Raw genomic sequence first — 21,304 nt, 5'->3', positions numbered from 1 at the left:
GACCATGGCGACCCGGCGCCGGCTCAGCCCGCCTCTTCCGCCGCTTCTCCCCGGGGCAGTGCCTGCCGTGACTGCCAGTATTCGGCCAGACGCTGCTCGGCCTGATCGTCGAACAGGATGCGGCATGCTTCCATGAGACCGGGCGAGGCATGCAATGTCGCCTCGGAGACGACCAGCGACACCTTCGAGCGGCGCCGCAGGAAGTCATCCAGCTTGGTCACCATTTCACTGCGTCGCGCCAGCTTCAGCTCGCAGCGCAGATACTCGGTGCCTTCGATCAGGACCTGCGCCTGTTCGGGATCGAGGCGAATGTCCTCGAGCAGTTCCAGTGCCTGACGCCCATAGCGTCGCCATAGCCGCGTGCTGAGCGGTTCCGATGCATCCGGGTGCGTCATGCTGTCCAGCCCCATGCGGCTCGCCTGGTGCATGAAGTCCTCGCGGACTGCCTCATCCGGCTCGCCATACCAGCGATGCTCGGGGTACGGCATGTCGATGCCCAGTTGGCGCACTTCCGCCACGACCTCTTCGCCGACATTCAGGCAGTCCGTCAGCTTGCCGCCGAAGATGCTGAGGTGGTAGCTGTTCGGGTCAATGTCGATGGCATGCTTGCGCGACAGGTTGAGAAAGTCCCGATCATTGCCACCGCTGGGTTTCACGGCCAGCGGCCTGACACCACAGCGCGTCGAGATGATGTCTTCACTGGTCAAGGGGCTGTCGAGTTCGAGGCGCTTGTTGATGTTGTCGAGCACGAAGCGGATGTCATCCTCGGTCACCGATACGTCAGGGCTGTCGACCCGGGTGTCGGTGGTGCCGATGCAGGTGCGCCGACCCATGGGAATCACGAAGAACAGTCGGCCGTCATCGGCAAAGAAAGCCAGCACTCGCTTGTTGGGGGTCAGGCGTGGCACGATCAGGTGTATGCCCTTGGAGAACACATGATGGTGGTCGGTCGGCTGTTGCGTGAGCCGATTGTGCTCATCGACCCAGGGGCCGGCGGCATTGATCAGCACTCGCGAGCGAATCTCGAAGGTCCGGCCGTCGATGCCATCCCTCACCTGCGTCACCCACACATCGCCTTCGCGGCGCGAGCCCAGGGATTCGACGTAATTGGCCACCATGGCACCGAAATCCAGCGCATTGCGGACGAAACTGAAGACAAAGCGTGCATCATTGTCATGCAGATAAGCATCGGAGTATTCGAAGCCCCCCTGCGCATTCGAGGTATCGATGATCGACTCGCGCGCCTTGATAGCCCCAGGTCGCAGAAAGTGCGGCATCCGGGTGAAGGCGCTTCCCATCAACCAGTAGAGCCAGGTTCCCGCCCAGGGGTATAACGGATGATGCCGGAAGCCCTTGTCGATGGTGGTCAGAAAGCGGATCTCCTGCACCGTCGAGGGATAGCTGCGGATCAGATGGTTGCGACTCTTGCACAGCTTGCGCACCAGTTTGAAGTCGCCGCTTTCCATGTACTTGATGCCGCCCCAGACCAGATTTGAGGAGTGCATGCTGGTGCTGCCGGCAAAGTCTCCGCGGTCGATCAGCGCAACACTGCTGCCCTTGCCGCTGAGTGCCGCCGCTGCCGAGGCGCCATTGATGCCCGCCCCGATGACCAGGGTATCGAAGGTCTGCTCGGTCAGTTGACGAATATTGCTTTCTCTAAGTTGCATGTTTGGCCCTTGTTCAGAAAGAAGGCCCCGCTCGGTTTGCTCCGAGCGGGGCCTCGTCCCGTTCAGGCAACCGGTGAAACCTTGTCCAGTCGCCCGAGCCTGGGTCCGGGCGTGACCACGCCGGTCTCACGACCGGCGCCTGAGGTCATTCACGTTCGCCGGCAGCCATCCACGCCTCCATAAGTTCGTCATAGGGCACGGTCTTGCCCTCGGGCATTTCGTTGTCGAGCTCCTGCTTGGGGGCACCCGGTTGTTCAAGCCAATATTGCGGGTCCCGCTCCTCATTGAGCACCGGGGAATAGCTGTCGAAGACATCGGCTCGCGCCAGGCGTGACATGATGCTGTCGAGTTCACCGGCCAGGTTGTCCAGAGCCTCCTTGGGTGACATATCTCCACTGACCGCGGGTGCCAGGTTCTGCCACCACAGCGGTGCCATGCGCGGATAGTCCGGCACATTGGTGGACGACGGCGTCCACTTGGACTCGTTGGGGCTGCGATAGAACTCCACCAGGCCGCCCAGCTTGGGTGCCATCTCGGTCATCTGTTCGGAGAACACATCGGACTCGCGAATCGGTGTCAGCCCTTCCATCAGCTTCTCCAGCGACACCGTCTTGGACACGGTGAACTGGGCGAACAACCAGGCCGCGGTGCGGCGATCCTCGGGAGTTGACTCGAAGAAGGTCCAGGCGCCCACGTCTTGATAACCGACCTTCATGCCTTCTTCCCAGTAGGGACCCGTGGGTGACGGTGCCATGCGCCACTTGGGATTGCCTTCAGCGTCAGTCACCGGAAGGTCGGGAGCGGTCATGTCGGCGGTGAAGGCGGTGTACCAGAACATCTGTTGGGCAATATTACCCTGTGCGGGTACCGGGCCAGCCTCGCCAAAGGTCATGCCACTAGCTTCGGGCGGGGCATACTTCTCGAGCCAGTCGACCATCTTGGTCACGGCAAACACCGAAGCCGGCGAGTTGGTCGCGCCACCACGTGACACGCTGGCGCCCACCGGCTGGCTTTGCTCGTTCACACGAATGCCCCAGTCATCAACCGGATTACCGAACGGCACCCCGGGACTGCCCATGCCGGCCATGGACAGCCAGGAGTCGTGGAAGCGCCAGCCCAGGGACGGGTCGCGACGCCCATAGTCCATGTGGCCATAGACCTTGGTACCATCGATTTCGCCGACATGCTCGGTGAAGAACTCGGCGATATCTTCGTAGGCTGTCCAGTTGGTGGGGACACCCAGGTCATAGCCATAGATCTCCCGAAACTGCTTCTGGAAATCTTCGCGCTGGAACCAGTCATAGCGGAACCAGTAGAGGTTGGCGAACTGTTGGGTCGGGAGCTGATAGACGCTGCCATCCGGTGCCGTACCATATTGCAGCCCGATAAAATCATCGAGATCCAGTGTCGGCAGCGTATAGTCGGCCCACTCATTCTCCATGGCCTTGGAGAGGTTTACCGTATCGCCATAACGGATATGCGTGCCGATGGCATCGGTATCATTGACGTAACCATCATAGATATTGCGCCCCGTCTGCATTTGCGTCTGCATGTTGGACACCACATCACCTTCGCCAATGATGTTGTGGGTCAGCTCGATACCGGTCAGCTCGCTGAAGGCCTCGGCCAGCACATCACGTTCGTAGATGTGCGTGGTCAGGCCTTCCGCTACCGTGTTGATCTCCATCCCCCGGAAGGGCTCCGCCGCCTCGGCAAACCACATCAGTTCCTCGATCTGCTCCTTGCGGCTCAGCGTCGAGTCCTGAAAGTGCTCATCGACCAGGCGCTCGGCAATGGCGCGAGCATCGTGATCATCGGCGTGCAGCGCACCGCTGGCCAGCATGACACTGGCCGCCAGTGCAGAGAGTCGCATTGTTGTGTATTTCATGTTGACCTCTTGAGTTGTTGTGGTCCGTCCTGGACATTGGGCTCCATGCGTTTCTGTCAGCCCCAGCGCATCAGTATCAGACACCAGACTACCGATGCCCCCAGAGCCATCCAGATGCTGAGTGGCGTGAATCCGATCACGATCAGGTGGATATAGGCCGCCGAAAGCAGGCCGATAAAGAAGCGATCACCACGGGTGGTCGAAATGGGCAGAAAGCCCTTGCGCTCGACGGTCGGTGACACGACTTCCCAGGTCGTCATGCAGGCCAGCAGGGCCGCGATGACAGCAAAGAAGACGGCAGTGGGCGTGGTCCAGACCATCCATTCCATGTCACGACCCTCCTCAGGTACGGCCCAGGGCAAAGCCCTTGGCGATGTGATTGCGAACGAAGTACACCACCACGATACCCGGCAGTATGGTCAGGGCGCCGGCCGCGGACAGTGCCCCCCAGTCGATACCCGAGGCGCCCTTGGTCTGCGTCATCACCGAGGCAATCGGCTGGGCATCGGTGGAAGTCAGGGTGCTGGCCAACAGCAGTTCGACCCACGAGAACATGAACAGGAAGAACAGCGTGACGCCGATCCCCGAGCTGATCATGGGAATGAAAATCTTGACGAAAAAACGCGGGAAGCTGTAGCCGTCGATAAACGCCGTTTCGTCGATTTCCTTGGGAACACCGCTCATGAAGCCTTCGAGAATCCATACCGCCAGCGGAATATTGAACAGGCAGTGCGCCAGGGCAACGGCCAAGTGGGTGTCGAACAGCCCCACGGTGTAATACAGCTGGAAATACGGCAGCAGGAAGACGGCCGGTGGTGCCATCAGGTTGGTCAACAGCCAGAAGAACAGGTGCTTGTCACCGATGAACTGGTAGCGACTGAAGGCATAGGCGGCCGGCAGCGCGACCACAATGCTGATCAGCATGTTCATCAACACATAGGTGATGGAGTTGACATAACCCATGTACCAACTGGACTCGGTGAGAATCTTGGCGTAGTGCTCGACCGTGAAGTCTTGCGGCCACAATGTCAGGCTACCGAGGATTTCAGTGTTCGACTGAAAGGACATGTTCAGCAGCCAGTAGATCGGCAGCAGCACGAAGACGATGTAGGCCGCCATCAGGCCGCGACGACGCCACTGCCGGGAAGCCGGCCGTGCCTTGCGACGCCGGCGGTTGTCGGCGGCCGCAGCGGATTGACGAACCGCTTCGGGTGTTGTCGGCTGTGATGAATGGCTCATCTCATGCCCCCTTGTTGTTGTCTTTCTGCATGTTCATGATCGCGGTGTAAAACACCCAGGTGACCAGCAGAATGATCAGGAAATAGATCAGCGAAAAGGCGGCAGATGGCCCCAGATCCTGCTGGCCGATCGCCATGGTGGTCAGCGACTGACTGAGGAAGGTCGTCGAACTGCCCGGCCCGCCCCCGGTGAGCACGAAGGGCTCGGCATAGATCATGAAGGAGTGCATGAAGCGCAACAGCACCCCGATCACCAGCACATTGGTCAGCTTGGGCAACTGAATGTAGCGAAACACCGACCACTTCGAGGCACGATCGATGCGTGCCGCCTGATAATAGGCATCCGGAATCGAACGCAGGCCGCTGTAGCAGAGCAGTGCGATCAGCGGCGTCCAGTGCCAGACATCCATCAGAATGATGGTGGCCCAGGCATCCACCGGACTGGCCGTGATGTTGTAACCATAGCCCAGCTCGCGCAGGCTCCAGCCCATCAGGCCGATATCGCCACGCGTGAAGATCTGCCAGATACTGCCCACCACATTCCAGGGAATCAGCAGCGGCATGGTGACCAGGATCAGCACCGCCGAGGCCTGCCAGCCCTTCTTGGGCATGAGCAATGCAATACCAATCCCCAAAGGCACCTCAATGGCCAGAATCGTCAGTGAGAAGGCAAATTGCCGCAGCACGGCCGCCTGGAGGGCAGGATCGTTGAGCATCTCCTTGAACCATTCGGTTCCCGTAAAGAAGCGCGTATGGGCGTCGAAGACGTCTTGCACCGAATAGTTGACGACCGTCATCAAGGGAATGATGGCCGAGAAGGCCACCAGCAGCAGCATGGGCAGGATCAGCCACCAGGCCCGATTGTTGTAGACTTTATTCATGGTCGATCTCCACGCGGTATTCATCGACATAGACGCCGAGACGCTCATCCGGGAAGCGTAACCAGGCCGTCTCGAGCGGCGTCTTCTGGTCCTCTTCGATGCGCGCCTTGAGCGAGACGCCGCCCAGCGACAGATAGACGATGGAATAGGTCCCCAGGTCCTGGGCATGCTCGACGCGCGCCTCCATGCTCCCTTCCAGCGGCTCGTCGTGCACCTCGATGAAGTCCGGCCGAATACCCAGCCGGACATTGGAGGAGTCGGCCCTGAGGATTGTGGCGTGCACGCCCCGCCCGACTTCCAGACGGGTATCACCGGCCCAGACACTCCCATCACGGGCTTCGACATCCAGGAAGTTCATGCCGGGGCTGCCAATGAAGTAGCCGACGAAGGTGTGGTTGGGGGTTTCGAACAGCTCGCGCGGCGTGCCGAACTGCACGACCTGGCCCTCGTACATGACCGCGATCTTGTCGGCGAAGGTGGAGGCTTCGAGCTGGTCATGGGTGACGTAGACCATGGTGATGGCGAAGCGCTGGTGGATCTCCTTGAGCTTGCGGCGCAGCTTCCACTTGAGCTGCGGGTCGATCACGGTCAGCGGCTCATCGAAGAGAATCGCCGAGACGTCATCACGCACCAGCCCGCGTCCCATGGAGACCTTCTGCTTCTCATCCGCGGTGAGGTTCTTGGCCTTGCGCTTGAGTTGCGCGGTCAGCTCCAGGACATCAGCCACTTCCATGACGCGTTCATGGACGCGGGCTTCCGGTGTCTTCACGTTGCGCAGGGGAAACGCCAGGTTATCGTAGACCGTCATGGTGTCGTAGATGACCGGGAACTGGAAAACCTGGGCGATGTTGCGCTCCTCCGGTGGTAGTGCATTGACCACCTCGCCATCGAACAGCACCTCGCCGCTCGAGGGCTCCAGCAAGCCGGAGATGATGTTGAGCAGCGTTGATTTACCGCAACCCGACGGGCCGAGCAACGCATAGGCCCCGCCCTGATGCCAGACATGGTCCATCTCGCGAATGGCATAGTCCGCGTCGCACCGGGGAGCGGCCGAATAAGTGTGCGCCAGGGACTTCAGTGTAATCTCGGCCATGTCAGATACCTCCCAGATGCGCCGGTATGTGGACCACGGCCCCGTCAGGATCGAAGGCATAGACCTTGTGAGCCGGAAAATACAGCGTGACCGGCTCATCCACGGCAAATTCGTGCACCCCGTCCAGGTGAACCGTCATGTGGAAGTGGTCGTTGTGCACATGAAGGAAGGTTTCCGAGCCACTGATTTCGGCGATATCGACACTCATCCGGAGCTCGACATCATCGCTGGCACGTGGCTCGAGGGTGATATGCGAGGCGCGGATACCGAAGCGGTAGTCACCCGGCGACAGCTTGCCCAGCGCTTCCCCCGCCGGAAAGTGCAGGCTCTCATCGAAGCGGATCTCGGTGCCGGACACGCTGCCGGTGACGATATTGATCGGAGGTTCGGAGAACATCTCCGCCGCCGCAATGTTGCCCGGACGGTGATAGACATCCTCGGTAGCGCCGTACTGGACCAGACGGCCTTCATGCAGCACGGCGGTATTGCCGCCCAGCGCCAGGGCTTCGCCGGGCTCGGTGGTGGCATAGACGGCAATGCAGTTGCGCTCGCTGAACACCGCGCGCAGTTCCTCGCGAAACTCCTCGCGAAGCTTGTAGTCGAGGTTGACCAGCGGCTCGTCGAACAGCACCACATCGGCGTCCTTGACCAGTGCCCGACCCATGGCGGTGCGTTGCTGCTGACCGCCGGAAAGCTCCAGGGGGAGACGCTCCAGCAGGTGCTCCATGTGCAGCATCTCGGCAATCTGGCGTACCCGCCGATCGATCTCGGCGCGCGGGACCCTGGCCAGTTTCAACGGCGAGGCGATGTTGTCGTAGACGCTCAAGCCGGGATAGTTGATGAACTGCTGGTAGACCATGGAGACGTTGCGATGGCGCACCGAACGTCCCGTCACGTCCTCGCCGTTCATCAGGATCCGGCCTCGGGTCGGCGTATCGAGCCCGGCCATCAGGCGCATCAGGCTGGTCTTGCCGGAGAGCGTCCGGCCCAGCAACACATTGAAGGAGCCGGGTTCCAGCGTCAGGTTCATGTCGGCGATATGGGTTTCACCGCCGACCACCCGGTCCATGTTTTCGAGGGTCAATGACATACGGATCTCGGCTGATCATTGTTGTTGAGACCACGCTAAGCAGGCGTGTCGCACCAAGTTAGCCGAGATTCGAATTCAGACACAAATGTTATTTCGCGAAAACCGCTCAACGCAGCCCGTCAGCGCCCGCAGTTCACGCATAACACTCTGAATAAAAAGAAATTAATGAGGCTCTATAACTTTTGTCTAGGTGGTCGATGAAAACCGCCACCCGGATGGCTGTGCAGGAACCAGGTTCGATATTTTTCGTTTTCGAACATAAAAAGGGGCCGCCCCTTGGCGCCCCCAGAAAGATTGGCGCAGACGGCCAGTCAGACCGTCACCAGGCGTCCCCCGCCATGGACGGGGGCGGACGACTCAGAGGGTGTTTACGAAAGTCACGAGCGACGGCCAGGCTAGGCGAAATCAGCCGCAAAAGCGGAGTTTACGAGCTGGTAAATGAGCATTTTAAGGCTGATTTCAACGCCGCATGGGCGAGCGCAGTAGTTTGTAAACACCCTCTCAGCGGGTACCGAAGATCTTGTCGCCTGCATCACCCAGCCCGGGCACGATATAACCGTTGTCGTCGAGCTTTTCATCCACCGAGGCAGTATAGATCTCCAGATCCGGATAGTCGCGCTGCACGCGCTCGATGCCCTCGGGTGCCGCGACCAGCACGATCACCTTGATATGCTTGCAGCCGCGTTCGCGCAGCATATCCAGAGTGGCCACCATGGAGCCGCCGGTGGCCAGCATGGGATCGATGACAATGGCCATGCGTTCGTCGAGATCGCCGACGAACTTGGAAAAGTACGGTACCGGCTGGAGGGTATCTTCATCGCGATAAAGCCCCACGACACTCACACGTGCACTGGGAATCAGGTCGGTCACGCCTTCCAGCATGCCGAGGCCGGCACGCAGGATGGGCACGATGGTCACCTTCTTGCCCTTGAGCTGGTTGACGGTGATCGGCTCGCCACTCCAGCCCGGAATGTCCTGCAGTTCCAGTTCGAGGTCCTGGGTGGCTTCATAGGTCAGCAGCTTGGCCACCTCGCCGGCCAGCTCGCGAAAGCTCTTGGTACTGATGCCCGCCTGACGCATCAGTCCCAGTTTGTGTTGAACGAGCGGGTGTTGAATGGCATGGACACTCATGAGCGAGAACCTCTTGGCGGCGGTTGGGTCGGTGGCACAAATTGCCGAGCATTCTACCCGTATCGCGCCGCGAGGTTAAGCTGGCCCGCCACGACGTGTCAGGCGGGACATCTCACGGTTGGGCGGGGAGCTGCCAGTCCACGGGGCTGCGGCCCTGCTCGGCCAGGAAGGCATTGGCTCGCGAGAAATGTCGGCAGCCAAAGAAGCCACGATAGGCCGATAGCGGCGACGGGTGCGGGGACTCCAGAACCAGATGGCGGCGCGTGTCGATCAGTGCCTTTTTCTTGCGTGCGTGGCCACCCCACAGCAGAAAGACCGTCGGCCCGGCATGCGCGTTGACCGTGGCAATGGCGCGGTCGGTGAAGGTCTCCCAGCCCTTGCCGCGGTGCGAGCCGGCATTGCCCTGCTCGACCGTCAGCGAGGTATTGAGCAACAAGACTCCCTGGCGTGCCCAGCTTTCGAGAAAGCCGTGACCGACCGGCTCGCAGCCCAGGTCTTGCTCCAATTCCTTGTAGACGTTTTGCAGCGACGGCGGGATCTGGATGCCGGGGCGCACCGAAAAGCACAGGCCATGTGCCTGGTCAGGGCCGTGATAGGGATCCTGCCCCAGCACGACCACCCGTACCTCATCCAGCGGGGTCAGCTCGAAGGCCCTGAACCAGTGGGACGAATGCGGATAGATGACCTTGTGCGCCGCCTTCTCGGCGGCGAGGAAGTCACGCAGTGCCTGCATGTAGGGGGCCTGGAATTCGTCACCCAGGTATTGGTGCCAAGTGTCGGGAAGTACCTTGCTCATGCCTCACCGTCCAAGCTGATGGCGCAATCCTGGCATGTCGATCAACGACGGACGACTCACTCGTCCTCGGTGAACGAGCACACCGCGAAGACACTGTAGCCGGCATCGCGAATGAGCTGCGCGCCGCCCAGGTCGGGTAGATCGACGATGGTCGAGGTCTCGACCACCAGGCCGCCACTGCGCGTGATCAGCTTGGCGGCGGCCAGCATGGTGCCGCCCGTGGCAATCAGGTCGTCGACCAGCAGGATGCGATCACCCTTGCGGAAGGCATCGGCATGCAGTTCGACCTCGGCCTCGCCATATTCCAGGGTATAGGTCTCGCTGATGGTCTGGAATGGCAGCTTGCCCTTCTTGCGCACCGGCACGAAGCTGCAGCCCAGTTCATAGGCCAGGGGAGCCCCGACGATGAAGCCACGGGCATCGATGGCGGCAATGGCATCAAGCTCCATCTCCTGGTAGCGATGCACGAAGCTGTCGATCAGCTTGCGAAACGCTGCGCTGTTCTGCAGCAGCGGCGTGATATCGCGAAAATTGACCCCTTCCTGCGGCCAGTCAGGAACGGTGCGGATCACAGACTTGATATAGTCGCCGTAAATGCTCATCACGAATCTCAGTAGGTAAGTGTCAGTCGAGGAAGAGTACCTTGGCGGCAAAGACCAGCGCCAGAATGATCACGGCCGGGTTCAGGTCCTTGAAGCGGCCCGCCAGGGCCTTGATGGCGGCATAGCTGATAAAGCCCAGCGCGATGCCTTCGGCGATCGAGAAGGTCAGCGGCATGGCGAGCGCGGCAATCAGTACAGGAGCGGCTTCCGTGGCATCGTCCCAGTCGGCATGGGCCAGACTGCCCGCCATCAGCACGGCCACATAAAGCAATGCGCCGGCCGTGGCATAGGCCGGAATGGAACCGGCCAGCGGCGCGAAGAACAGGCTGACCAGGAACAGCACGGCCACCACCACGGCCGTCAGACCGGTACGCCCGCCGGAGACGATGCCCGCGGTCGACTCGATGTAGCTGGTGGTGGTCGAGGTGCCCAGGGCGGCGCCGGCCATCGAGGCGGAGCTGTCGGCCATCATGGCCTTGCCGATGCGCGGCAGCTTGCCCTGCTCGTCGAGCAGGCCACCGCGATGGGCCACGCCGATCAGGGTACCCGAGGTATCGAACAGATCGACGAACAGGAAGGCGAACACCACGCTGAGCATCGCCACGTCCAGCGCACCGGCCAGGTCCATGGCCATGAAGGTCGGCGCGACGGAGGGCGGCATGGACATCACGCCGCCGAATTCATTGTGCCCCAGCAGCATGGCCAGCACAGTCACGCCGAGAATGCCGATCATCACGGCGCCGGTGACGCGCCGATAGGCCAGGGCCGTGATCACGAAAAAGCCCAGCAGTGCATAGAGGGCGGCGGGTTCGGTGAGATCCCCCAGCGCCACATAGGTGGCATCGTTGGCCACCACGATGCCGGCATTCTTGAGCGCGATCATGGCCAGGAACAGGCCGATACCCGCGGCGATACCCAGGCGCAGCGACGTGGGGATCGAGTTGATGATCCACTCGCGAATGCGGAATATGCTCAGCAGGAAAAAGGTCAGGCCGGACAGGAAGACCGCGCCCAGCGCCGCCTCCCAGGTATACCCCATGCCCATGACCACGCCATAGGTAAAGAAGGCGTTGAGGCCCATGCCGGGTGCCAGGGCAACCGGGTAATTGGCCCACAGCCCCATGATCAGGCAACCGAGCGCCGATGCCACACAGGTGGCAACGAAGACGGCACCATAGTCCATCCCGGATTCCGACAGAATACTCGGGTTGACGAAAATGATGTAGGCCATGGTCAGGAAGGTGGTGATACCCGCGATCACCTCCGTCTTGACGGTGGTGCCATGCTCGGCCAGCTTGAAATGGTTGTCGATCCAATGTTTCAGCATGCGTCGTGTCCTTCACGCCAGCCTGGCCAGCGCGTCCTCGAGTCCGGGGCAAGAAAACCGCTCATGATAGCGGATGGCACCGGGTCTTGCGAGACACGGCGCCGTCACTCACTGCTCCCGCCCTTGCAGCACGCGCTCGACGGTCTCGACAATGGCCTGGGTCTGAGGGTCGATCTCCAGATTGACCCGATCCCCCGGCCGACGCTCGCCGATCACCGTGCGCGCCAGGGTTTCGGGAATCAGGTCGACACAGAAGCTGGCCGGATGACCGTCGCGGGCCGTGCGCACCTCACCGATGGTCAGGCTGGTGCCATCGAGACCGATGTAACCCTTGTCGAACAGGAAGCGAACCAGCCCCGGCGGCGGCACGAACCAGATGCGGCGATTGTTGGGGGCCTCCTCGATCGACTGGACTTCCGCCATGCCCATGATATGCCCCGACATGGCGTGACCGCCGATTTCGTCACCGAAGCGGGCAGCCCGCTCGATATTGACCCTATCTCCGACGCGCAGGCTTCCCAGATTGGTCCGCTGCAGCGTCTCGCGCATCAGATCGAAACTGACCCGCTCGCCCTTGATCGCGGTTACCGACAGGCAAGCACCGTTATGCGATACCGACGCGCCGAGCTCGAGCCCCTCGCGCAAGGGCGCCGGTAGCCATAACACATGCGTGCGGAAATCCTGTGCTGCCTCGATGGCCACCACCTCGGCGGTTCCCTGAACGATGCCCGTGAACATGATGAATCCCCGTTGATTGAGCTGCTGCCGTCGGTTGGCATGACACAGTAAGGACGCGGCTCGACAGGCCGCGCCCGATGAAGGCAAACAGTTTAGGCAACGCCTCCCGGTGGCGTCCATGTTGCCGCGACCCGCCGTGCACCAGTGCCATAAATATTGCTGAAAAAGGCATTCATGCAGCATATTTCACTAGTCAGCCGTCTTTTGCTCAGGCATCTGAGTGGCACACGTTTGACATACGCTCGTATGACACCTAGGATTGCGCGCTACATTTCGTAGGCGCCGATTTGTACCCGGATTGCGGGCGCCGACGCGGCGACGGCCTGGCTATCGTCGCGTGAAATGCAGCTAAAAGGGTGTGTCCAGCGTTGATGGCCACCCGTCAGGGTGGCCTTTTTTCGGCCCCCTTCCCTGCCCGCCCGCTCCGTCACCTGCGGCGCCACCTTCGGTGGCTGTGATGATTCGACTGCAGAACGTTTCCAAGACGTACTACCCCACGCGCAAAAGCCGCAACGCCACGGGCGTCGAAGCCCTGAAGCCGGTCGACCTGCATGTGCCGGAGGGCCAGATTCACGGCGTGATCGGGCTTTCCGGCGCCGGCAAATCGACCCTCATCCGCTGCGTCAATCTGCTCGAGCGGCCCACGACCGGCAGCGTGAGCGTCGACGGCCAGGAGCTCACCGACCTGTCCCGGGAAGCCCTCAACCAGGCCCGCCATCGCATCGGCATGATCTTCCAGCACTTCAACCTGCTGACGTCCCGCCATGTCTTCGACAATGTGGCCCTGCCCCTGGAACTGATGGGCGTGTCACGACGTGATATCCGCGACCGCGTCACCCCCCTGCTCGAGCTGGTCGGCCTGGACGACAAGGCCGACCAGTATCCCGCTCAGCTCTCCGGCGGGCAGAAGCAGCGCGTCGCCATCGCCCGCGCCCTGGCCAGCCGCCCCCGCGTGCTGCTGTGCGACGAGGCGACCTCGGCGCTGGACCCCCATACCACTGGCGCCATCCTGGAGCTGCTGCGCGACATCAACCGCAAGCTGGGCCTGACCATCCTGCTGATCACCCACGAGATGGAAGTCGTCAAGTCGATCTGCCACCGGGTCAGCCTGATCTCCGACGGCGAGCTGGTCGAGGCCGCCGATGTCGGCGATTTCTTCACGGCGCCGGCGACACAGCTCGGCCGCGACTTCCTCAACGATTTTCTGGAGCTCGAGCCGCCGGATGCGCTCGTCGAGCGTCTCGAAGATCAGCCCGGCGCTCACAGCCACCCGGTCGTGCGCCTGGCCTTTTCCGGGGACGCCGTTTCCACCCCGCTGGTCTCACGACTGGCCCGCGAATGCGGGGTGGATGTCAGCATCCTGCAGGCCAAGGTGGAGTCCATCCAGGACCGTACCCTGGGGCTGATGATCGCCGAACTCATGGGCGACGCCGAAGATACGCGGCGTGCCCTCGCCTATCTGCAAGACCACGACCTGCAAGTGGAGGTACTCGGCCATGTCCAGCGCAATGCTTAACCTCATTCTCGAGGCAACCCTGGCCACGCTCTACATGGTCGCCGTCTCCGGCCTGATCGCCGCGATACTCGGTATCCCGTTGGGTGTCATGCTGTATGTCACGCGACCTCGCCAGATACTCGCCCAGCCGATGCTCCAAGGCGTGCTGGGTGTGATCACCAATATCGGCCGCTCGGTGCCCTTCATCATTTTGATGGTGGCCATCATCCCCTTTACCCGCGTGCTGGTCGGCTCATCCATCGGCACCAATGCCGCCGTCGTGCCCCTGACAATTGCAGCCATCCCCTTCATCGCACGCCTGGTGGAAGGCGCCTTGAACGAGATCTCCCCCGGCCTGGTCGAAGCTGCCCAGTCGATGGGCGCCACCCCCTGGCAGATCATCACCAAGGTGCTGCTGCCGGAAGCGCGTGGCGGAATCTTCACCGCGCTGACGGTGACCATCGTCACCCTGGTCAGCTACTCGGCCATGGCCGGTGCCGTCGGCGGCGGCGGCCTGGGCGATCTGGGCATCCGCTATGGCTACAACCGTTTCAACCCGACCATCATGCTGATCACCGTGGCGATTCTGGTAGTGATGGTGCAAGGCTTCCAGAGCCTGGGTGACTACCTGGTACGCAAGAGCGATCACAAGTGAGCCGGACCATCGTTTAATAACCAAAAAGCATTACACTTTTTACGGTTATTCCAATATAGTAGTGAGCAACCTCACCATTTCCGCAAAGGAGAGACCGACATGCGCCATATCCTGATCGGCGGCCTCGCCGCTTCCGTGCTGGCCTTCGGCCAGGCCCAGGCCGACGAGCAGAGTCTCAAGGTCGGCACCGTCGCCGGCCCCGAAACCGAGGTAATGCAGGTCGCCGCCGACCTCGCCGAGAGAAAGTACGACCTGAACATCGAAATCATCGAGTTCACCGACTATGTCACGCCCAATGCCGCCCTGGCCGACGGCAGTCTGGATGCCAACGCCTACCAGCACGAGCCCTACATGCAGTCCATGGTCGAGGACCGCGGCTACGACTTCGCCATTGCCGGGCGCACCTTCGTCTACCCGATCGGTGCCTACTCCGAGCAGTACGACAGCATCGAGGCGCTGCCGGACGGGGCTACTATCGCCCTGCCCAACGACCCGTCCAACGAGGGCCGCTCGCTGATCCTGATGCACAACAAAGGCATGATCACGCTGGACGATCCGAGCAATCTCGAAGCCACGCCGCTCAACATCGTCGAGAACCCCCACGACTTCGAGTTCCGCGAAATCGCGGCCGCACAACTGCCACGCGTGCTGCCCGACGTCGACATGGCCTTCATCAACAACACCTTCGCCCAACCGGCCGGCCTGACACTGGATGATGCCCTGATCAGGGAAGGGCCGGAGTCTCCCTACGTCAACATCATTGCCGTGCGCGCCGGCGATGAAGACAAGGAGAGCATTCAGCAGCTGGTCGATGCCTATCAGAGCGAAGCAGTGGAAGCCAAGGCCGAAGAGCTGTTCGGTGCCCAGGCGGTTCCCGGCTGGAAATGAATCGGTCCCCGGGCCTGGCCTGAAGCCGCTCGGGAACCTTGCTTGATCCACCCTTCGAGGCCGGCCATGATGCCGGCCTCGAGCGTTCAAGGAAGCGCAACATCATGACGAATTACGCCCTGCTGGGCCGACAACTGGACGCCCTGCTGGATACCACCGACTGGCTGACCAACAGTGCTCAGACCTGCGCCATGCTGGTGCAGGAAGTGCCGGACCTCAATTGGGTGGGCTTCTATGTGCAACGCGAGCCCGGCGTACTGCACCTGGGGCCCTTCCAGGGCAAACCGGCATGCCACCCGATTCCCTTCGACAAGGGCGTCTGTGGCGCCGCGGCCCGTACACGGCAGACACAACGCGTCGACGACGTGCATGCCATCGCCGATCACATTGCCTGCGACAGCGCCTCTCAAGCCGAACTGGTAGTTCCGGTGGTCGTCGATGGCCGACTGTGGGGCGTGCTCGACCTGGACAGCCCGGTGCCGGGCCGCTTCGCCGCGGAAGACCAGGCCGGCATCGAGGCCTTGGTCGATATCTTCGTGGCCAGCACGACGTTCAACGACTGACCCCTGCCCCGCAGGACTGATGCCCGGCATGCAAAAAGCCCCGAGGCGCGAGGCCCCGGGGCTTTTCGATATCTGGTAGGACCAGGCGGATTTGAACCGCCGACCTCCACGATGTCAACGTGGCGCTCTAACCAACTGAGCTATGGTCCTGATGCACGCTGCCGAACTACCGGATGAGGCTTGGTAGGACCAGGCGGATTTGAACCGCCGACCTCCACGATGTCAACGTGGCGCTCTAACCAACTGAGCTATGGTCCTGCCTTTGGAGCCGGGTTCGCCTCGACAACGGATGCGTATTCTACCTATCCGGCACGCAAATGCAACCCCTCAATACCTTGATCAAGATCCCGAAGATCAGTGACTTGAGTCATGCTCACCGGGCGAGGTGCGTACCCGATCCACCGCCTCCAGCCAGCCGGCGTAAAGACGACTGCGCTCTTCTTCCTCCATGGCGGGATGGAAGCTGCGCTCGCAACGCCACAGCCCGGCAATCTCGTCCAGGTTGCGGTACCAGCCCAAGTGCAGTCCGGCCAGATAGGCGGCGCCCAGCGCCGTTGTCTCGAGCACAGTGGGCCGGTCCACCTGCACGCCCAGCATGTCGGCCAGGAACTGCATGACCCAATTGTTGCCGACCATGCCGCCATCCACCCTGAGGGTGTTGGAGCCGGCGCTCATGTCATCATTCATGCAGACCTGCAGATCGCGCGTCTGGTAGCAGACCGCCTGCAGGCCGGCGGCAACGATCTCGGCGATCCCGGTATCACGAGTCAGGCCCAGGATGGCCCCGCGCGCCTTTGGGTCCCAGTGCGGGGCGCCCAGGCCGGTGAAGGCAGGCACCAGGTAGACACTGTGACCACGCCGGGTCTTGCTGGCCAGCGCTTCGGTCTCGGCCGCATCGGCGAACAGCTGCAGACCGTCGCGCAGCCATTGCACGGTTGCCCCCGCCACGAAGATGCTGCCCTCCATGGCGTAGGTCGGGACGCCATTCAGGCGATAGCCCACGGTGGTCAGCAAACGATTGCGCGAAATGCCGGCTTCCTGCCCCATGTTGACGATCATGAAACAGCCGGTGCCATAAGTGCTCTTGCCCATCCCCGGGGTAAAGCAGGCCTGGCCGACCAGGGCGGCCTGCTGATCACCGGCGACACCGGCAATCGGCAGCTCGGTCCCCAGCCATTCGGCATCGGCCCGGCCGAAGTCATCGCTGGAGTCCTTGACCTCCGGCAGCAGGCTCTCGGGAATGTCGAAGCGTTCCAGCAGAGTGGCATCCCAGCACTGCTCGTGGATATTGAACAGCGCGGTACGCGAGGCATTGGTGGCATCGGTGGCATGTACCTTGCCGCCGGTGAGCCGCCATATCAGGAAGGTGTCCACCGTGCCGAAGGCCAGTTCGCCGCGCTCAGCCCGCTCACGCGCGCCCGGCACATTATCCAGTATCCAGGCCAGCTTGCTGGCCGAGAAATAGGGATCGATCAGCAGGCCGGTGCGTGCCTGCAGATCCTCGGCATGACCGGCTTCGCGCAGCCGCTCGCAGGCATCGGCGGTACGCCGGTCCTGCCAGACAATGGCGTTATACAGCGGCTTGCCGGTCTTCCGGTCCCAGACCAGGGTGGTTTCCCGCTGATTGGTGATGCCGATACCATCGATCAGCTCGACACCACCCTCGAGCCGTTCGATGGCCTCCCGACAGGTGGCGACGACCGTCTCCCAGATTGCCTCGGGGTCGTGCTCGACCCACCCATCCTGGGGAAACCATTGCTCGAATTCCCGCTGGGCGGTCAATACCACATTGCCTTCCCGATTGAAGACGATGGCGCGAGAACTGGTCGTGCCCTGGTCAATGGCGAGCAGATAAGAAGCCATGCAAGCACCCTGATTGTTGTGGAGTTTGGCCGACAACCACGAGCCGCACTAAGCATTGTCCGAAAACTGTCTGCGCTCGGCACTGGATGATTCGGCAATTTCGCTTTCCAACGAAAATGTTCGTTTCTGATCACAAAGCCTACTCCAGTGGCGGCCTGCGCTCAATTGACATGACGCCTGGACACCTAAGACCTTCGGCGTATATCAGCCTTCACTGCATTGAAGATGACGATATCGTAGAATGATCGGCATCAAGGAGTCGCCATGAATCAACAACAACGCCAGGCCAGCATTCTCGAACTCGTGGCCCGCCAGGGATACGCCAGTATCGAGCAGCTCACCGAGCACTTTGCGGTCACGCCCCAGACCATACGACGTGATCTCAATCAGCTGTCCGCCGAAGGACATCTGCGCCGCGTGCACGGCGGTGCCGGCATGGAGTCGAGCACCGTCAACACCGCCTACGCGACTCGCAAGACGCTCAACCTCGAGGCCAAGCAGCGCATAGCGGCACTGCTGGCGGAACAGATTCCCGACCACGCCTCCCTGTTCATCAATATCGGCACCAGCAACGAGGTCATTGCCGAGGCCTTGCTGGACCACCGCGGGCTCGAGATCATCACCAACAACCTCAATGTCGCCGCTATCCTCCAGCACAAGGAGGACTTCAATGTCATCATCGCCGGGGGCCAGATCCGCTCACGGGATGGCGGCATCATCGGTGAGGCCACCATCGATTTCATCAACCAGTTCAAGGTGGACTTCGGCATTATCGGCATCAGCGGTATCGATGAAGATGGCTCGCTGCTCGAATTCGACTATCAGGAAGTCAGGGTCGCACAGGCCATTATCCACAACTCCCGGCAGGTCTTCCTGGCCGCGGACCACTCCAAGTTCCAGCGCAACCCCGTGGTGCGCCAGGGCAATCTGGCTCAGCTGGATGCCCTCTTCACCGATCGAGAGCCTCCCGAAAGCATCCGGCGACTGCTGAACCAGCATGACGTGATCCTCCACCTGGCCTGACAGCCCCCCGCCACTCCTGGCCGCCCGTTCGAACGCGGCCCGTATCTCGCATTCTGCACTCCGCGCCTCGTGCCTCCTCCTCACTGCGTTGGGAGCACGGCGACTCTTGATGTTCGAACGCGATTGTTTTATTTTCGTTTTCAAACACTCAATGTTCACACCTGAACCCGGCGGCTCGCCGGTCGGAGCTGGCACGATGCACCCTACCAAGGACGATATCCTGGATCTGTTTGTCATCGGTGGCGGAATCAATGGTACCGGCATTGCCGCCGATGCTGGGGGTAGAGGCCTCGGCGTGGCCCTGTGCGAACAGGCCGACCTGGCCAGCGCCACGTCCTCGGCCAGCAGCAAGCTGATTCACGGTGGTCTGCGCTATCTGGAGCATCACGAATTCCGACTGGTCCGCGAAGCCCTGCGCGAACGCGAAGTCCTCATGGCCAAGGCACCGCACATCATCAGCCCACTGCGCTTCGTGCTGCCTCATCGAGCTCACCTACGCCCGGCCTGGATGTTGCGTGCCGGCCTTTTCCTCTACGACCACCTGGGCAAGCGTCAGACACTCGCCAGTTCGCGCGGCATTCGCCTGGACTCGCGCCAGGGCTTGAAAGCGGACATCCGTCGCGGTTTCGAGTACTCGGATTGCTGGGTCGATGATGCACGGCTGGTGGTGCTCAATGCCATGCAGGCCCGACAGTACGGAGCCGAGGTCATGACCCGCAGCCGCTGTGTCGCGGCCCGAGACCGGCAGCAGTACTGGGAAATCGAGCTCGAGGACCGCGATACGGGCCACCGACAGCGTCGATATGCCAGAGCCCTGGTCAACGCCGCCGGCCCCTGGGTGGACAACGTGGTGCGCAACCAGGCTCAGCGTACATCCCGCTACGGGGTACGCATGATTCAAGGCAGTCACCTGATCGTGCCGCGTCTCAACGTCGACGAGCGGGCCTACATCCTGCAGAACAGCGACCAGCGCATCGTTTTCGTGTTGCCCTATGAGGACGATTTCAGCCTTATCGGCACCACGGACCGTCAATATCAGGGGGACCCCTCCCGGGTCGAGGCCAGCGAGGCGGAAATCGAGTATCTGCTCAAGGTGGTCAATGAACACTTCACCACGCACCTCGAACGCGAGGACGTGCTGCGCACCTTCTCCGGCGTACGCCCCCTGTGTGACGACGAATCCGCCGACCCTGCCGCCATGACCCGTGATTACACCCTGGACCTGGACGACGACCAGGGCGCACCGCTGCTGTCGATCTTCGGCGGCAAGATCACCACTTATCGCAAGCTCGCCGAGGCGGCGCTAGGCGCGCTGGCGGCGCACTTCCCGTACATGGGCGAGCCCTGGACGAAGGACACTGTGCTGCCCGGCGGCGATATCCAGGATCAGGCGAGTTTTGCGGCCCGCCTGGAAGCCGACTATCCTTTTCTGGGTCACGCACGTGCAGCACGTCTGGCCCGCAGCTACGGCAGCCTCTGTCTGGCATTTCTACAGGGCGCACGCCGCGAGGAAGACCTGGGCGAGGCCTTCGGTGCCGGCCTGACGGCCGCCGAAGTCGACTACCTGGTGGAACACGAATGGGCACGCCTGCCGGAAGACATCCTGTGGCGGCGCACCAAACTGGCCCTGCGGCTGACCACCGAGCAGCAGCAGCGGCTCGCCCGCTATCTGCAACGGGCCAGGCTCACGGCCATTGCCTGACAGGCGGCGGCCAGGCCACTACATCAGCCGGCTGCATGAGTGCCCGGTCGCGATGCTGTCGTAGATCACGCCCCTCGAGGGCGGTCAAGAGAATCTGCAAGGGGTCGCCGTGACTGACCAGCAGTACACACTCGTCGCGCGACGCCTGCTCCAGATCCCGGATGACCGCCAGCAGGCGCGCGGCCACGCGATTTACGGCTTCGATCCCCTGGCACTGATGCTCGGCATCCAGGGCGTCCTGGGCCCAGGCCTCGGCATAACGCGCGTCCGGCTGCCCCTCAAGCTCACCGAAATCCCGCTCACGCAGACGCCGGTCGACAACGCCCTCGACATCGAACCACTTCGCCACACGCTGGGCCGTCTGGGTCGTGCGCAGAAAATCGGAATGCACGACCCGTGTTGGCAAGGCCCAGTGCCAGGCCATCAGGGTCTCGCCCACTTCTTTCCGCCCCCGGTCGGACAGGCCGAATGAAGCAACGCCCCGACACGGCGAACTCACGATGCGCCCTTGTTGATTCGCTTCGCTATGACCATGCCGCATCAGCAGGTAGGTGTTCCGGCATGCGGTCGGGCCTGATGACATCACGCGATTCTCCTGACAGCTCTTGGCTCGTCCGCACATAGATTTCATTTACCACAGCGGCTTGGCACCATACCGCCAATC

Annotated in this window: 20 protein-coding genes and 2 tRNA genes; 6 read left to right on the top strand and 16 right to left on the bottom strand. The window is 61.8% G+C overall.

Translation table 11 applies throughout. The features are described 5' to 3' along the window. Positions 1-23: 23 nt before the first annotated feature. The 12 genes from HHA01_RS04660 to HHA01_RS04605 form a co-directional block, all read right to left on the bottom strand. Complete coding sequence (locus HHA01_RS04660; protein ID WP_141318229.1) at positions 24-1,667, bottom strand: glycerol-3-phosphate dehydrogenase/oxidase; 1,644 nt, start codon at positions 1,665-1,667, stop codon at positions 24-26. A gap of 145 nt (positions 1,668-1,812) precedes the next feature. Next, on the bottom strand, positions 1,813-3,555 hold the full coding sequence (locus HHA01_RS04655; RefSeq protein WP_141318227.1) for an ABC transporter substrate-binding protein: 1,743 nt from the start codon (positions 3,553-3,555) through the stop codon (positions 1,813-1,815). A gap of 56 nt (positions 3,556-3,611) precedes the next feature. Beyond that, positions 3,612-3,884 (bottom strand): DUF2160 domain-containing protein, encoded by a 273-nt coding sequence (locus HHA01_RS04650; protein WP_141318225.1) that lies wholly within the window; start codon positions 3,882-3,884, stop codon positions 3,612-3,614. A 13-nt stretch (positions 3,885-3,897) separates the two neighbouring features. Next, positions 3,898-4,794 (bottom strand): carbohydrate ABC transporter permease, encoded by an 897-nt coding sequence (locus HHA01_RS04645; RefSeq protein WP_246053814.1) that lies wholly within the window; start codon positions 4,792-4,794, stop codon positions 3,898-3,900. Position 4,795: 1 nt separating this feature from the next. Next, positions 4,796-5,674 carry a carbohydrate ABC transporter permease gene (locus HHA01_RS04640; protein ID WP_141318223.1) on the bottom strand — a complete coding sequence of 293 codons (879 nt, stop codon included), beginning with the start codon at positions 5,672-5,674 and terminating at the stop codon, positions 4,796-4,798. Beyond that, entirely contained in the window at positions 5,667-6,767 is a 1,101-nt protein-coding gene (locus tag HHA01_RS04635) for an ABC transporter ATP-binding protein (RefSeq protein WP_141318221.1), read from the bottom strand. Before HHA01_RS04635 ends, HHA01_RS04640 begins: the two co-directional genes overlap by 8 nt. 1 nt (position 6,768) lies before the next feature. Further along, positions 6,769-7,857 (bottom strand): ABC transporter ATP-binding protein, encoded by a 1,089-nt coding sequence (locus HHA01_RS04630; protein ID WP_141318219.1) that lies wholly within the window; start codon positions 7,855-7,857, stop codon positions 6,769-6,771. Between the two features lie 501 nt (positions 7,858-8,358). Beyond that, on the bottom strand, positions 8,359-8,988 hold the full coding sequence (gene upp / locus HHA01_RS04625; RefSeq protein ID WP_141318217.1) for a uracil phosphoribosyltransferase: 630 nt from the start codon (positions 8,986-8,988) through the stop codon (positions 8,359-8,361). Positions 8,989-9,100: 112 nt separating this feature from the next. Continuing rightward, positions 9,101-9,784, bottom strand: coding sequence for a uracil-DNA glycosylase (gene ung, locus HHA01_RS04620; protein ID WP_141318215.1), 684 nt, complete (start codon positions 9,782-9,784; stop codon positions 9,101-9,103). A gap of 56 nt (positions 9,785-9,840) precedes the next feature. Then, on the bottom strand, positions 9,841-10,386 hold the full coding sequence (locus HHA01_RS04615; RefSeq protein ID WP_141318213.1) for an adenine phosphoribosyltransferase: 546 nt from the start codon (positions 10,384-10,386) through the stop codon (positions 9,841-9,843). A 22-nt stretch (positions 10,387-10,408) separates the two neighbouring features. Further along, positions 10,409-11,713 (bottom strand): NCS2 family permease, encoded by a 1,305-nt coding sequence (locus HHA01_RS04610; protein WP_141318211.1) that lies wholly within the window; start codon positions 11,711-11,713, stop codon positions 10,409-10,411. 108 nt (positions 11,714-11,821) lie between these two features. Then, positions 11,822-12,451 (bottom strand): riboflavin synthase subunit alpha, encoded by a 630-nt coding sequence (locus tag HHA01_RS04605; protein ID WP_141318209.1) that lies wholly within the window; start codon positions 12,449-12,451, stop codon positions 11,822-11,824. A 457-nt stretch (positions 12,452-12,908) separates the two neighbouring features. Between HHA01_RS04605 and HHA01_RS04600 the strand changes: the two genes are divergently transcribed. The 4 genes from HHA01_RS04600 to HHA01_RS04585 all read left to right on the top strand — a co-directional run bounded on the left by HHA01_RS04600 (position 12,909) and on the right by HHA01_RS04585 (position 16,052). Next, positions 12,909-13,967, top strand: coding sequence for a methionine ABC transporter ATP-binding protein (locus HHA01_RS04600; protein ID WP_141318207.1), 1,059 nt, complete (start codon positions 12,909-12,911; stop codon positions 13,965-13,967). Next, a complete protein-coding gene (locus HHA01_RS04595) occupies positions 13,948-14,601 on the top strand; it encodes a methionine ABC transporter permease (protein ID WP_141318205.1) in 654 nt (217 codons plus the stop codon). Before HHA01_RS04600 ends, HHA01_RS04595 begins: the two co-directional genes overlap by 20 nt. A 99-nt stretch (positions 14,602-14,700) precedes the next feature. Continuing rightward, positions 14,701-15,489, top strand: coding sequence for a MetQ/NlpA family ABC transporter substrate-binding protein (locus HHA01_RS04590; protein ID WP_141318204.1), 789 nt, complete (start codon positions 14,701-14,703; stop codon positions 15,487-15,489). Positions 15,490-15,593: 104 nt separating this feature from the next. Beyond that, positions 15,594-16,052 (top strand): free L-methionine (R)-S-oxide reductase MsrC, encoded by a 459-nt coding sequence (locus HHA01_RS04585; protein WP_141318202.1) that lies wholly within the window; start codon positions 15,594-15,596, stop codon positions 16,050-16,052. Positions 16,053-16,125: 73 nt separating this feature from the next. On the opposite strand, the gene HHA01_RS04580 is transcribed toward HHA01_RS04585, so the two are convergent. The 3 genes from HHA01_RS04580 to glpK all read right to left on the bottom strand — a co-directional run bounded on the left by HHA01_RS04580 (position 16,126) and on the right by glpK (position 17,915). Continuing rightward, positions 16,126-16,202, bottom strand: a tRNA-Val gene (locus HHA01_RS04580). A gap of 31 nt (positions 16,203-16,233) precedes the next feature. Then, positions 16,234-16,310 (bottom strand) — tRNA-Val (locus HHA01_RS04575). A gap of 96 nt (positions 16,311-16,406) precedes the next feature. After that, a complete protein-coding gene (glpK, locus tag HHA01_RS04570) occupies positions 16,407-17,915 on the bottom strand; it encodes a glycerol kinase GlpK (protein WP_141318200.1) in 1,509 nt (502 codons plus the stop codon). A gap of 264 nt (positions 17,916-18,179) precedes the next feature. On the opposite strand from glpK, the gene HHA01_RS04565 reads away from it, so the two are divergent. Then, positions 18,180-18,938 (top strand): DeoR/GlpR family transcriptional regulator, encoded by a 759-nt coding sequence (locus HHA01_RS04565; RefSeq protein WP_141318198.1) that lies wholly within the window; start codon positions 18,180-18,182, stop codon positions 18,936-18,938. A gap of 196 nt (positions 18,939-19,134) precedes the next feature. Further along, complete coding sequence (glpD, locus tag HHA01_RS04560; RefSeq protein WP_170214831.1) at positions 19,135-20,640, top strand: glycerol-3-phosphate dehydrogenase; 1,506 nt, start codon at positions 19,135-19,137, stop codon at positions 20,638-20,640. On the opposite strand, the gene HHA01_RS04555 is transcribed toward glpD, so the two are convergent. After that, a complete protein-coding gene (locus tag HHA01_RS04555; protein WP_246053819.1) occupies positions 20,624-21,223 on the bottom strand; it encodes a histidine phosphatase family protein in 600 nt (199 codons plus the stop codon). The genes glpD and HHA01_RS04555 overlap by 17 nt on opposite strands. Positions 21,224-21,304: the final 81 nt, after the last annotated feature.

This window comes from Halomonas halmophila, from assembly GCF_006540005.1.
GTDB classification, from domain to species: Bacteria; Pseudomonadota; Gammaproteobacteria; order Pseudomonadales; family Halomonadaceae; genus Halomonas; species Halomonas halmophila.
This window is presented reverse-complemented; position numbering and strand designations above follow the sequence as displayed.